The organism is Spirosoma arboris, from assembly GCF_009754945.1.
In the GTDB taxonomy this organism is placed as follows: domain Bacteria; phylum Bacteroidota; class Bacteroidia; order Cytophagales; family Spirosomataceae; genus Spirosoma; species Spirosoma arboris.
On sequence record NZ_WPIN01000002.1, the window covers coordinates 1 to 15,104 of the forward strand.

Annotated in this window: 7 protein-coding genes; 1 reads left to right on the plus strand and 6 read right to left on the minus strand. The window is 49.9% G+C overall.

Going from position 1 to position 15,104, the window contains the following annotated elements; all coding sequences use genetic code 11:
* Positions 1-41: 41 nt before the first annotated feature.
* The 6 genes from GO755_RS04055 to GO755_RS04080 all read right to left on the minus strand — a co-directional run bounded on the left by GO755_RS04055 (position 42) and on the right by GO755_RS04080 (position 11,453).
* The gene (locus GO755_RS04055) at positions 42-2,147 is read right to left on the minus strand and encodes an outer membrane protein assembly factor BamB family protein (RefSeq protein WP_157584127.1); all 2,106 of its coding nucleotides are present in this window, start codon (positions 2,145-2,147) and stop codon (positions 42-44) included.
* Positions 2,148-2,258: 111 nt separating this feature from the next.
* Complete coding sequence (locus tag GO755_RS04060) at positions 2,259-4,223, minus strand: heparinase II/III domain-containing protein (RefSeq protein ID WP_157583358.1); 1,965 nt, start codon at positions 4,221-4,223, stop codon at positions 2,259-2,261.
* 179 nt (positions 4,224-4,402) lie between these two features.
* Positions 4,403-6,133: a RagB/SusD family nutrient uptake outer membrane protein gene (locus tag GO755_RS04065; RefSeq protein WP_157583360.1), complete on the minus strand. Its 1,731-nt coding sequence runs from the start codon at positions 6,131-6,133 to the stop codon at positions 4,403-4,405.
* Positions 6,134-6,155: 22 nt separating this feature from the next.
* Entirely contained in the window at positions 6,156-9,698 is a 3,543-nt protein-coding gene (locus GO755_RS04070) for a SusC/RagA family TonB-linked outer membrane protein (protein WP_157583361.1), read from the minus strand.
* 42 nt (positions 9,699-9,740) lie between these two features.
* Positions 9,741-10,754, minus strand: a complete 1,014-nt coding sequence (locus tag GO755_RS04075) for a FecR family protein (protein ID WP_157583363.1) — start codon at positions 10,752-10,754, stop codon at positions 9,741-9,743.
* Positions 10,755-10,796: 42 nt separating this feature from the next.
* A complete protein-coding gene (locus GO755_RS04080; RefSeq protein WP_157583365.1) occupies positions 10,797-11,453 on the minus strand; it encodes an RNA polymerase sigma-70 factor in 657 nt (218 codons plus the stop codon).
* A 316-nt stretch (positions 11,454-11,769) separates the two neighbouring features.
* Between GO755_RS04080 and GO755_RS04085 the strand changes: the two genes are divergently transcribed.
* A complete protein-coding gene (locus tag GO755_RS04085; protein ID WP_198174753.1) occupies positions 11,770-15,051 on the plus strand; it encodes an RICIN domain-containing protein in 3,282 nt (1,093 codons plus the stop codon).
* The last annotated feature ends 53 nt before the right edge of the window (positions 15,052-15,104 follow it).

Consider the following 15,104-nt stretch of genomic DNA (forward strand, 5'->3'; position numbering starts at 1 on the left):
TAATAATTCTTGACATACCAAACAGAAAAATAGGAAGTGAATCAGGGTACAGTGGGTAAAGCAAAAGCGACGTACTTATCTCCTGATTTCGTATTCAATTTTCCGCCACCACAGGCAATGACTACGTATTGTTTGCCCCCCACCGAATAGGTACTGGGCGATGCATATCCTGCGGCTGGCAGTTGAACCTGCCACAGAATTTTGCCCGTTTTCTTGTCAAATGCCCGTAGCTGCTCGTCTTTACTGGCAGCAATAAACAACAGATTACTGCCCGTTACAAGTGGTCCGCCATAGTTATCGGTTCCGGTTGGAGCAACGCCTTTAGCCGTAAGTTCTTTGTATTCGCCCAAAGGAACCTGCCAGCGATGCTCGCCGGTATTGAGGTCAATGGCGGTAAGTGTGCCCCAGGGTGGCGCACTGACTGGATAGCCGTTGCTGTCGTACCAGCGGTTATAGCCTGTATGTTGGTAAGGCAAACCCGCTTTTTGAGCGCTTACCGTTTGTGTCGCATTGCCTTTATTGAACAGAAAATCGACGATGGCTTTGCGTTCGGCTTCAGGAAGGTGTGAAAAAGAAGGCATCATTCCCCGACCTTTGAGAAGCACCTGATGGACGGCATTGGCCGAAAGCCGTGCTTCCAGACCCAGCAATGATGGATAAGAACCATCGTGGTTTCCCCGGCGATCGGCACCATGACAAGCGGCACAACGCAAACTATATAATTGAGCACCCGTTACCGACGCGTTGCTAGCGGGTTGCTCTTTCAGCACCAGCGAGGAAAAGCAGGGATTTTGTTTGGCCGGTATGTAGATCACTCCCTCAGGATCGACTGCCGAGCCTCCCCATTGCGCACCGCCATCGGTGCCGGGAAAGAAGATGGTCATTGTTGACGTCAGCGGAATATAGGGACTTCCTGTGTGGGCTTTGCGTAGCGTGGCTACGATTTCATCCCGATTCGACGCCCAGGGATTGATGTCTTTTTCGGTGAATGACTGCTTGGTAAACGGAGCCGGTTTCGTCGGGATAGGCTGCGTCCGGCTGGGTTGCTCTCCCGCAACGGCAGCGGTTGGAAACGCTTTTTCAACGACTGGAAACAACGGTTTTCCGGTTACCCTATCAAAAACGAAAACGTGGCCCTGCTTGGTCGTTTGTGCCACCGCATCAATTTTCTTACCTGCTTGAACGACCGTTAACAAACTAGGCGGTGCGGGCGGGTCTCGGTCCCAGATGTCGTGATGCACAAACTGAAAATGCCAGACCCGCTTGCCAGTTGTTGCATCTAATGCCAGTAAACAATTGGCGTACAGGTTATTGCCTTTGCGATTGCCTCCGTAAAAATCATAAGCCGCCGAACCTGTCGGAATGTACACAATACCTCGATCCCGGTCGATGGCCATACCCGCCCAGGCATTAGCACCACCCAATCGTTGGCGTGGATTAGCGGGCGCCCAGGTATCGTACCCAAATTCGCCGGGTTGCGGAATTGTATGAAACGTCCAGACTTTCTGACCCGTTCGAACATCGTAGGCCCGCACATCGCCCAGCAAGGCAGTTTCGCCTTCGGATACGCGTACACCCACAATGATCAGGTTTTTGTAAATGGTGTTGGGCGTATTGGGTTGCACGTAATTATCAGCCCCCGGTCGTTCAATGCCTTCTTTCAGATCAATTCGTCCATCCTGACCAAAGCTGTCGATGGGCTTACCCGTCTGTGCATCGAACGCGTAAAGCCATTTGCCCGCTCCAAACAGAATGCGTTTATCTTGGCCGTCGCCCCAGTATGTTACGCCCCGACTGGTGGTGCCGCCATTGTCCGTCAACTTCGTTCGCCAAATCTCCTGACCGGTGGCCGCATTCAACGCAAACGCCTGTGTATTGGCCGATACGCCGTACAGAACGCCATCGACAACAATAGGATTGCATTGAATCTGAGTTCGATTTCCTGTTGTATCAGCCCCCCCCGACCCATACGTCCAGGCCACTTTTAGTTGCTGTACATTCTCTGGGTTGATTTGCGCCAACGGAGAATAATGACTTCGGGCACCATCGCCATTGTACTCAGTCCAGTTGGTGTCAGGTAAGGTGGGAGGATGCCCAAACTGAAAGGCAATAAAGAGCAGAGACGCTATGATTAGCAGGTATTTCATATGGATAACCTCACTCCAACCCCTCTCCTGTTTTAGGAGAGGGGCTTTTTCATGCTCTGGAGTGTTGAAAAGCATGAATGTTTTACGATTCAGGAAAGAATAGAAGAACAACTAATTTACTGTTGATACCACATACCTGAACTTGTCCTGAGCAGCCAGCGACTGGTTGGTGAGCAGTACCCGAAAAATGTCCTGAACCTGCCATTTCTGCCGAAACACTTTATCGTCGGATTGGTCGAGTGGTAGCTTTTCAACGGAGACTTTCCACTTGGCGGCATCGTAATCCAGGCTCACTTTTTTGCCGTTTGCCTGCTCGAAAATAAGCTTTCCAGCCTGACTGGTATTGACGGAGCAAATGGTCATGAACGTTTGCAAAAGGCTTTTTAAGGGCGCTGTCGCCGTGTAGTCGTCCCCAATTTCAATCGTATTTTGAGGAGTCGTTTTAACCGTTCGCGTCCATTTTTTTAGGGTTGTCGTTGGCGGGTAAGCGATTTCAATATCCATCCGCAAATCGCTGGTGTTGGCTGGGTGTGTATAGACCACATTCGTTGCTTCAAACTTTCGCCCTGCCGACTGAGGTATACCATTGATTGTCGGAAGGTTATGATAGGGCGAGGTGTTGTACCAGGAATTGTACCGTTCCGCCGAAAACGTTTTAGCCGTGTACGTTCCTGATCCGGCATCGATAATGACGGGAGCCCCGTTTGCATAGATGATGAAATCGCCGACGTCATTATGATTGTGACTTTCGTTGTTATGGCCGCCATGCGAAGCCACGTATAGCAAGTCGTTGCCCGTATGGGCACCCATCAATTGAATATCTGAAAACCAGACACTAGCTGGTGCTGGTGCTTTCAGATTTTTAGACGACGCAACAACTTTGGCCATTTCGGGCAAACTTAGCCAATCGAACAGCGCCCGTTGTTTGGTGGTGGTTTCACCCGAAATTGGCTGACTGGAACGTGTGTAAGCCCAGGTTGCCAGTTGCACCAGCAACGGGTCATTAACGGCTTTTCCAATACGATATAAGAACGGCGCATCAATCGTGATAGTCGGGCTGGCATCGGCGGTGTTAATGAAATAGTTACCCGCAATGTGCGTCTTGTAAATGTAGGCTGCCATATTTCTGACCAATGGTTCCTGGTACACATTTACCTTCCCCTTCGTTACCTGATTCAGTATTTCCAGCGCATCAAATGTGCTTCCTCCGGCCAAAAACCAATACGATGGGCCTTCATCGCAGCCGCCATCATCGCCCAGGCTATTGAAATAGTTATCGAGCAACAACATGGAATAACGAAGGTTTTTGGCTCGACGCGCTTCATCTTTTTCCATCAGCAGATTGGTCAACTGCCAGTTCGAGATTATCCACGGATTCCAGTTGTTAACCGGCTTGTCATCCACGTTGCCCAGGTAGCCATACCGAGCGGTTTCCATAGGCTTGAGCACCCGACGATTCAGCTCATACTGGATTCGAGGACGTAACAATTTGGATTTGCTATCGAGCACTGGCCCAATCAGATAATCCGTCAGGGCTAGCATGACGGCCGTTTCGGCCGAGACCAGATCGACTGTCGGTTCCTCAACATCGGGTAAGCCTAACCTGGCCTTCTGCAAATACAAGTGCACCGGAATTCCCCAATAGGTCTCTTCGCAGGTAGACCAAATGCCATTCATGATGTCCTCGGCAAAGCGTCCTTTTCCTTCGACTGCTTCGGCCAGTACCAGACTCATCAAATGCGCCCGGCGTTTGGCCTGGAAATTAGAATACTCGGTACGGTCGCCGGTACGAACAGAAGTCAGCAGAAGTGATGCTGAAATCGCTGGCCAGTCTTTTCCTAACCAGCTTTCGCCTTTTTTGATCAAACGTTGTTGAAGCGTATCCGGTAATCGCTTCTGCCACTCGGCCGCTGTCTGGGGGAAGGGTTTCCAGTCAGCGCGGGGAATCAGGGAACTGGCTATATCTGTTTCTGAATATCGACTGAGGATATGCCGTTCTGTTCGCTGGGCGTGTGCGAGTGTATTGGCGGTGAGGATGGCTATGAATAGATAGGGTATTGTGCGAGATATTGGCATGAGGTTTAATGGCTTTTTTGTGTTGTCAGATGCTTACATCTGACATGAGAGGTTTCTCAAAACCTATATGTGCTCATGAGGTTTTGAGAAACCTCTCATGTCGGTTATGAGTAACCGACATCACATCAGGTTATTATAGAAATGGGTAGAGTCTTTTGATTACCCTACCCATTATCTTACTACCAACCTGTGTTATTTTTGCCAAGATTTGGATTGAGCCCTAACTCGTTTACAGGTAGGGGCCATAGATAATCCCGACTTGTGTTAAACGTGCGCTTGGCGGCCGCCTGATACAGCACATAGCCATCCTGAAGGGCTGGAGCAGCTGTGCCTGTTGCGTATTCTTTCGGAAAATATTTAGGACCGATGAGCGCTTTGGGCAATTCAGTTTCAGCGGTTTTCCAGCGAATCAAATCCCAATACCGGAATCCTTCATAGGCCAGTTCTACAGTACGTTCCCGACGAAGTTCGGTCTTCATATCCAGCCCATTCGCGCTAACAAAGGCATTCGTCAGCAAGGGAAGTAAAGTGGTTTGGCTATTCGTAGCCCGATTGCGGAGTACGTTGATTGTTTTGTTTAAATCGGCATCACTGATACTGCCGTTTAATTCAAATGCAGCTTCGGCATAGTTTAACAGTACTTCGGCATACCGTAGCACCATAAAATCGACATAGCTATTGCTGGCTACCCAGTCGGCCGCGATGTAATACTTCTTGATCCGGTAGGCCGTTGTCGGAACGAAATAAGGCGTAAACGAAGAGCCAAAATAATCACCTTTCCGAAAGATAGTCATACCCAGTCGAGGGTCGCGGTTGCGGTATTCAGTTAAGGTACTGGTTTGAAGTGCGGTCGAATCAAACGCCGATTTTCCCGCAGGCAGACCATCTTTAAACAGAACCATATCCATGTATGATCGGGTGGCTACAATAGCACCCTGTTCAAGGATTGAACGTCCGTAGGAATGGGCTGAAATGCTGTTCGTAATATTCTGACCGTACAATCGGGCTAATATCACTTCTTTGTTGGCTGCGTATGTTTCACCAGCATACTGGAACAGGTAAAAGAAACTACTATCTCGTCGGGGAGCATACGAAAACAGCGAATGTTTACCTTCGGTAATGACGGTATTGCTGGCATCCAGGGCTAGCTGAAGGTGCCGGGCTGGTGTTCCGGTATTAGTATATTTTTGGCGCGTTCCTTCAAACAACCCCACTCTCGATTTGAAAGCCAGCGCGGCACTTCGCGTAATTCGACCATACTCGTTACCACTCGTTGCGTTCAACAAGTCGGGTTGTGGGCAATATTTAGCGGCAAAATCTAAGTCGGCGTACACACTGTCGATAATTGTTTCCCGGGCCGTACGGGCACCAAATAGTAGTGGATCATCGGTGGTTAAGGTTTTCAGTAGAAGGGGTACATCGCCAAAACGCTTCGTCAATTCATAATAACCAAATGCCCGGAAGAAACGAGCTTCACCCCGGTAACGATTGATTATAGCGACATCGCCGGTTACCCCGTTCGCCTTCTCCACAATATTATTGGCGGCCCGTATCAATTTGTAGTAATACGTCCATTCGGTCGAGAGGGCCGGAGCGGTTGAGCGAGACCCGTCACTGACATCATTTAATGTACCCGACGCGACCGAGCCGATATCAGAATAAACATCCTGAACAGGGTAGGCTGGAATCGGAGTTGCTCCCGATGCAGCACCATCTGTCACAGCAGCCAGCGCGGGTAAATAGGTATAGAGATAATTGCATCCGAGAGCAAGGTCACTCGGACTTTTCCAGAAATTCTGATCAGTAATCGTCGTTTGGGCAACCTGATCAAGCTCTTTCTCACAGCTCCAAAGCCCTATTGACAGTAGGAGCATCGCGAGTGGTATATAGAAATTTTTACGGCGAATCATGGCAAATGTCAGTTAAGTAATCTTATTGGAACGTTACGTTAAGACCGAATGAATATGAACGGAACAGTGGGTACTGGAAGCTGGCATTGCTGGGATTTTCGGCATCGTAATATTTGTACCACATTTTGTTTTTCTCCCAGATGTCCTGTCCCGAGAAAAAGATGCGTGCTTTGGCAATGTGCACTTTCTGAGTCAGTTGGACCGGAATAGTGTAACCTACCTGTAGATTCTTCAGGCGGATATAAGCGGCATTCTGCACCCAGTGGTCCGATACATTCGTGTTCCAGGTAGCACCAACATAAGGGCGGGGGAAACGGGCATTTGGGTTATCAGGCGTCCAGTAATCTTCATGAATGGCCCAGGGCATCCGCCAGCTATCGGTAAAGGGAACCAGTGCCTTGGCAAACAGGAGCATCTTGCGCTCGCCAACTCCCTGAAATAAGGCTGATAGATCAAAGCCTTTCCAGGTTGCACTGAAATTGGCCCCGAAAATATAGCGGGGACTTGTGTTTCCGAGATTAACCAGGTCGCCGTGGTCGTCGGCCCGGCCTAAACCAGCATTGACTTTTCCATCGCCATTGACATCCTGTAGTTTAATGTCGCCAACGCCCGTCTTTGTGTTTTGAAAAGCATGTGAGGTTACGTCTTCATTCGTGGTAAAATAGCCTTCATCCTTATAGCCATAAATGGTGTTCAGCGGTAAACCCGGCAGGTACGTATTCAGGCCTTCCAGATAGGCGAAAGGGCCATCGTAACGAGTTACTTTGTTGGTATTGTCGCTGACGTTCAAGTTAATCGCATAGCTACCATTTTTGAAGGTATCGCGCCAACCCAGCGAGGCATCCCAGCCTTTTACCTGAAGTGCTGCGGCATTGGTCGAACTCGGCGTAACACCCAGTGTAGCAGGCAGGTTAAGCCGTATAAATACATTGTTGTTGTTACGGACGTAATAATCGAAGCTACCCGTCAGACGGTTTTTAAACAAACCGAAATCTAAACCGATGTCGGTGGTTTCGATAATTTCCCAGCCTTTGCCAAGCGAGGGTAACGTTGACTGGTAGAGGTAGGGCGTGTTGGCATTATTGAAGGGGTAATTATTCCCACTGATCAACGTGGCCTGATAGTCATAGTTATACAAATTCAGGTTGGTGGATTGGGCTCCTCCCAATCGGCCCCACGAGCCTCGTAGCTTGAACTCCGTAAAAATGGGCAGGGCATTCGTAAACCAGGATTCCGTACTCAATCGCCAGGCCGCTGATGCCGATGGGAACAGCGCACTTTGGTAGCCGGGAGCCAGCCGTGAACTGGCATCATTCCGTAGGTTGGCTTCCAGGAAATACTTGCCCGCGTAATTGTACGTCAGTCGGCCAAAATAGGAAACCCACGTATTAACCTGGATATTATCACTTACGTTGGCGGGTGATGCCGTAGCCAGCGTCGAATAGTTTAAGGTTGGTAAGTCATTGGACAGCAAGGCTGTTTGCTTTGCTGATACACTGTTGTAATTATAACTCTTGAATTCAAAACCACCAAGCAGGTGAAAATTGTGTTTATCACCGAGTTTCCAGTCATAATCGCCCAATGCCTGAACATTTTGCCAAAGCTGAGTAGACCGGACTTTTTGGAGCGAATTCGTCTGATTAATGCTGCCACCTGAAACAGGATCGGGTGATGTTAGTACATACCGGGGAACGGTTCTGAGAAAAACATCCTGGTTATACTGTTGAACACGAGGACTATAGACGAATCGAAGACCAAGACCTTTGGCCAGATTATCGGCTCGTAAAGTAAAAACGCCTTCAATCGTATGCTGGGTTGATTTATTATAACCGCCGTCTTTCAAGACAGGGTAAGCAGCAGATGTAGTGCCTACATACGCATATTTGGTGTCATCGCTGCCGGGTAGAAAAATAGGGTTTCTGGATGCACGTACCTGGTACAGATTATACATCAATCCGCCATCACCAGCGGCTGTAATGGAGGGTGCCTGAACCCTGGCCTGAGTATAGGCCACCCGCGAGTCGATACTTAATTTATTACTGAGTTTCGTGTTCAGATTTAAGCGGGCATTATACCGTTGGGCAGCATCGGGACCAATGTTAAAAACGCCTTTCTGGTCGAAATAACCCAGCGAAAACATGTATTGTGTTTTGTCACTCCCTCCACTTATGCTGATATTGTGATTCTGAACCGGGCTTACTTTCCGGGTCAGTATATCCAGCTGATTGGTGTCGAAAAAGTAGTCGTAGCTCCCTGCCGAGTTCTTTACAACGTTGGTATCCGGGTCCATCAGCCAGCGTATCTGTTGATCCGAAAAGGCGTAACTGCCGTTTGTATTGAACTGGGCCACGTTATTTAACTGAGCCTGCTCCCAGGAATGCAATAGCTTGGGTTGATTATAGGGTTTATTGATCGTAAACAACCCCGTATAATCGATCCGCATTTTCTGGGTTGATCCTTTTTTAGTCGTTACCAGAATCACGCCACCACCCGCTTTGGCCCCATAAATAGCAGCCGCAGCCGCATCTTTCAACACCGATATATTAGCAATGTCATTCGGATTTATAAGGGAAAGATCGCCTTCCACACCATCCACAATAACGAGTGGGCTATTGCCCGCATCGCCGTTAATAGACGTGGCGCCACGTATCTGGGCCGCCCATCCTTCCTGACCAGGCTGACCGCTCTGGCGTGTAATGATTAAGCCGGGAGCTGTTCCCTGCAAAGCCGAAACTGCGTTGGTAACCGGCCTATTCTCAAGTACTTTGGCTTCTATAGTCGATACGGCACCTGTGATGTTTTCTCGTTTTTGAGTTCCATAGCCAACAACGACGACTTCATTAATGGAGTTAGCGCTGGGTTGTAATTGGAGACTGATAGCTGTCTGATTTCCAATCGTTACTTCCTGGGTCTCATAGCCGATAAACGAGAACACCAGCGTACCTTTAACCTGATTATCAGGCACATTGAGTTTATACATCCCATTGCCGTCGGTTGCGGTGCCAACGGTGGTTCCTTTTACCACAACACTTACACCAGGCAGGCCATCACCCGTTTCGCTTGTAATACGTCCTGTAATTACCCGTTGAGCAGGCATATTGGCGGGCCGTACGACCGAGCGGGCTTGGTCAATTTCGTCTATTGGCGACACGGCTACCGAGGCCACCGTCGTGTTAATGGGTAAGCTCGTGTTTTCTGCCCGTGCATTATCCTGGCTTTTGGCGGGCGTAATCAGATAGGACTTGCCGCGCTTGCGATAGGTCAGTCGAAGCGGCTTCAATAGGTTGTCGAGCCGTTGCTCTAGTTTACCCGTCTGGCGAACCGCATCCATTGATACAGTTAGGCCTTCAACGGTCGATTCTTCATAGAGAATATTTACGCCAAAGGTGAGCCCCCATTCGTTCAGGACATCTTTGAGTACGCGAACAGCCGTTGCCGGGCGGGTAGGTTGCTGGCTTAACGAACGGGCAAATGCCATGTATTGTGCCTGAATCGGTAAGCCACTACTGGTCAATAGGAGTACCAGTACAACTACGGGGAAGTAGCTGGGTATTGGTCGCATCATACAAGTAAGGATTGAGGAATTTAAGGATTAATAAATCAAGGTTTAGTTAACAATTGGCTGGATATCAATACGATCACCGTTTTTAACTAAGCGCGCCTGTAATAAATCGACCAGATCGTCGACTAGCTCGTCGGGCTTCTCGGCCTTGAATACGCCGGATATCTGACGCTGCGCCAGCGTAGAATCAGTAACCCGTACGGTCAGGCCAAAATTTTCATGAATCAATTGACAGATCTCGGCCACGCTGGTCTGGTCGAAGGTGAACCGATGCTGTTTCCAACTGGAAAATTTCGCAGGCTGTGCTGTAATCTTCCGTTGCAGCTGCCCCGATTCGCTGAGGGCGATCCAATCGCCAGGCTTCATCAATAGTTGCTTACCGGGCTGATAGAGCACCTTCACCTGACCACGACTGAGAATAACTTTCCGGCGCTGGTCGCGGGCATAAACAACGAACTCAGTACCAAGCACTTCCACGGCAAAGTCGGTGCTTGTTCTGACAATAAATCGCTGATGATTCGGCAAATGACTAACACTAAACTCCGCTTCGCCATCCAGTTTCACCTCTCGCCCTTGCTGGCCAAATCGCCAACGAGGTACCCGCAGCGTTGAATTGGCATTGAGAGCCACCGTAGTGCCGTCACTCAATTTAAACGTACGTGTTTCGCCGTAGGCCGTGTGGTAGGTTTCGTACCGAATAACACCCCGGCTCAGATATCCCCCAATCGACAGGGCCAGTAGAACCGAAGCGGCCCAGAACCAGATAGACCGGCTGCTCCAGGAATCTCCTCTTGAGACAGCCACAAACGGACTCGGCTCAGGCGTGGTTTCAACTTGCTGTACCGCAGCCCGAAAACGATCCAGCGCTGGCTGAACATCGGCACGGTATTGCGGATGCTGGCTTTCCCACTCATTGAGATACTGATAATACAGTACTCGATTTTCAGACTCTTTTAACCAGTCGGCAATCCACTGTTTTTGCAGGGCTGTGCTTTTTCCAGCAAAAAAGTCGAAAAGAAGTTGTTTTGGTGGTGGTTCTGGCATGGCTTCAGTTGTCATTTTCACTACGACAAATTCGAATGGATAAACCCCATATAGGGCTTAAAGAAAAGAAACGAGGCTTATCAGAATAAGCCACTCGCCGGTCAGGTGGGTGCGTAAGCGGGTCAGTGCCCGACTAATAAGATGCTCAACGGCTTTCTGGCTGATATGCAGTTCGGCAGCAATATCGACATAGCGTTTTCCTTCGTACCGATTGAGCATAAACGCTTTGCGACATTGGGGAGGGAGTGCCTGAATTTCAGCATCGAGCCGATGCGTCAGTTCCTGAAAATGGATAATGGCTTCGGGAGTATCGGTATCGATGAAACCCTCGTCCGTATCTGGGTCGAACGATTGAGTACGGTTCAGTTCCTGCTTCAGGTAGTTGTAAGCTCTATTACGTACCGCCCGATAAAAGTAAGCACCGTAACAGACCGTAATTTGTTGGTAGGTAGCGTTTTTCCAGAAGGTCAAAAACACATCGGACACAATGTCTTCAGCCACCTCTTTCGACAGGACGAATCGCACGGCATAGCTACACAAATTCTGGTAGTAGCGATGATACAGCAATTCGCAACCCAGTTGTGGGTTCTGCTCAAAACCGCGTCGAATAAGCAGTTCCGGGTCGTCTGTCGACAGCGGCACGGAATTCGCTTCTTCTGGCATAGTAAACGGAAACGCTTTGGGAGCGTCAGAAAACGGGGATATGTTTTCCATCAGCTACAAGGTCTGTTTTATAGTACAACCTTATGACAAAATTGGACTATCTGACCCCACACGATCAAGAAATTATTTTTATAATTCTGTTAATACAGGCTGCCAACGCTGGTTTATACCTGTATAGCAGAGGGTGTAGATCGACGGTTTGAGCAGAGAAAATAGGTTCATAATTGGCTTGATTTCTAGTTTATCTGCATTGAGTCTGAACGAACGCAATAGTTACGTTCTGCGATAGTCTGTCATAAAATGTAACTCAGGCTTCAAACATAAGTCGAAAGAATTTAACCCATAATTAATTTCCTGAATGAACTCAATGTCTATCTACATTCCGAAGCTGTATGTCACTGGCTACAGCCTTTTTATTGGCCTCCTCTGTTGGCTAGGGAGTCAAACTACTGCACTCGGTCTACCGAAAATTAGCCACGACACAAACACACGGTCAGCAGCCAACCTATCATTGCCGGGTTCCGTCTCAGCGGTTGAAGCCAACAAATGCTATCGAATTGTATCCCGGCTTAGCGGGAAAGCATTGGGTATCAGCGGCACTGCCCAGAGCGACGGCGACAAACTGACCCAGCAAGCTGATGCCAATAAACTCACCCAGGGATGGCGATTTACAGCCACCGATGGGGGTTACTACAGCATCCAGGTTTTGTCCACTCAGAAAGGCATTCAGGTGTCCAACTCGTCGACAGCCGATGATGCCTTACTCGAGCAATGGACGTATTGGGGAGGCAGCCATCAGCAATGGCGGTTGGTACGCAACGCCGATGGTTACTTCACGATTACCAGCCGCAATGCCAACAAGGCCATCACCGTTCGTAATGCCAGCACAGCTGAGGGGGCACAGATTAGTCAGATGACCCTGGGATCGGGACAGAATCAGCAGTGGAGTATTGAAGAACGCAGTTGCACGGCCACGGCCACTGCCACCAATCAGGCACCCGTTGCCGTGGCTACGTCCACCCCATTAACGGGCAGTTCGCCCCTGAGCGTGACCTTTACGGGCAACAAATCCTACGACCCCGACGGAGACCCTATTACCTACCAGTGGGACTTTGGTGATGGCAGTAGTTATTCTACCGAAGCCAATCCCGTGAAGGTGTTCACAGCAAAGGCTGGGGCCCAGGGCGTTGGTCTGATTCTTAATTATACGGTTCAGTTGACAGTCATCGACAGCAAAGGGCTGCGAAGTCCAGTCCAGACATTTTCTGTCAGGCTCAACAACGGTAACCCAACTGTGCAGATCATGAGCCCAGTCAATAATGCGAAATACCCCCTGGACAAGTCTACCAGCTATACGTTGGGGGCTACAGTTACCGGCAATACTATTCAATCTCAAATCTGGCAGGTGAAGCTGCGTCACAACAACCGCGACCAACTGGTGAAGACCCTTTCAGGGGCTAGTCCGGTTGTCGACATCTCGCCTGCGGGCTGTGGCGGGGAAGATTACTATTACGTAATTACAGTAAAGGTGACGGATTATAATAATCTTTCAGCTCAGGATTCCGTCAAGATTTACCCGGATTGCAACTCGCCCAATCTGTCGGTTACCGGCCTGACGGCGCTCCCATTCACGTCTGTCAGTACGGTACAGTTAACTTGGACGAACCCAACTATCCCTTTTGACGATATACTGGTGGTTGGCAAGGCTGGATCGGGTTTCACCGACATTCCCCTCGACCCGACCTACACGGCTAATGCCAGCATCACGGGCAACGGCTCGAATCTGTACGGCGGTAAGGTGCTTTACCAGGGTACAGGCACGTCGGTGAGCGTGACTGACCTGACGGGGGGACAGCTCTATTACTTCCGGGTTTATACGCGCAAAGGCAACGGCTGGTCGGGTGGTGTAGAGGTGAGTGCGACACCCAGAACCTCCAATCGCCCGCCCGTACCCATCGTTACGTATACCCCGTTAACGGGTACACCACCCCTGAGCGTGACGTTTACCGGCGACAAATCCTACGACCCCGACGGTGATCCTCTTACTTACATTTGGGATTTTGGCGATGGCAGTTCTTCCAGCGCAGCCAATCCCGTCCATGTATTTACCCCAATTCCGGGTAAAGGGGGCTCCCCGCAAACTAGTTTTACGGTTAGGTTGCTCATCCGCGATAATAAAGGGGGGCAAACTGACTTCCAAACATTCTTTGTGTCGGTTTCCAATCCAGCTCCAACGGCTAAGATCACCACACCAGTCAACCTGTCAAAGTATGCTCTCGACAAGGCCACCAGTTATACCCTGGCCGCTACTGTTACCGACGATGTACCCAGCAGACTGACCTATTTTTGGCAGGGGAAATTGCGCATTAATGGCAAGGATCAATACCCGACAACCATGACGAGCACTAATCCTGTATTTACGGTTTCTCCGGTAGGTTGCGATGGTGTTGACGATTACTACTACATATTTACGCTGAAAGTGACGGATGTAGGTAACCTCACAGCTCAGGATTCGGTTAAGATTTACCCCGATTGTAACTCGCCTAAGCTAAATGTCACGGGTCTGACGGCTACTACACTCACGAGTAATAGTGTACGACTCAACTGGACGAATCCAACAATTCCCTTCGAGAAAGTGCTGGTTATGGGTAAGCCCGGATCAACGCTCGTTGGTGAGATACCTGATCCTAACTCAGGCATTAATGCAGTCAACTCTAGCTTCACGGCCAACGCGTCGAGTTATCCAGCAGATGCTGTCAGGGCACTTTATTATGGTACGGAGAATTCGGTAGTGGTTACTGACCTGACGCCAGGGCAACTTTATTATTTCCGAGTTTCTGCCCGCGCCGGTGGTTGGTCGGGTGGTGTAGAGGTGAGTGCCACACCGACATCAGCCACCACCTCGTCGCCAGGATCAGTTTCAGCGGTTGAAGCCAACAAGTGCTATCGGCTCGTTTCCCGACTCAGTGGCAAAGTACTGGGCATAGACGGCTCCGCCCAGAGCGATGGCGACAAGCTGACTCAGCAAGCCAACGCCAATAAACTCACCCAGAGCTGGCGATTTACAGCCACCGATGGGGGTTACTACAGCATCCAGGTTTTGTCTACCCAGAAAGGCATTCAGGTGTCCAACTCGTCGACAGCCGATGATGCCCTGCTTGAACAATGGACCTATTGGGGAGGCAGTCATCAGCAATGGCGGTTGGTACGCAACACCGACGGTTACTTCACGATTACCAGCCGCAATGCCAACAAGGCCATCACCGTTCGTAATGCCAGCACAGCTGAGGGGGCGCCGATCAGCCAGATGACCCTGGGATCGGCACAGAATCAGCAGTGGAGCATCGAGGAGCGGACCTGTACCGCAGGGGCCCGCTTGGGAGCTTCGGAAACAGGAGTAACGTTCAAACTATGGCCTAACCCAGCCCGCGAGCACGTGCTGATTGATCTCAGCCCGGCCATTGGTCAGCCGGTGGGCCTGAAACTGCACGACCTCATGGGTCGCACGCTCCAGCAGGCCCAGCTAGAAGTCGCTCCGACAGAGCCATATCGCTTAACCATTGACCAGGTACCTAATGGTCTGTACCTGATTCAGCTTACGCCTGCGGGGGAATTGCCAACTACGTTGCGACTGCTAATCCAGCGATAGCCTATAACGCCGTCTTCATTAGTTAAAACATTCTTATTGCCAGCGTGTTATAC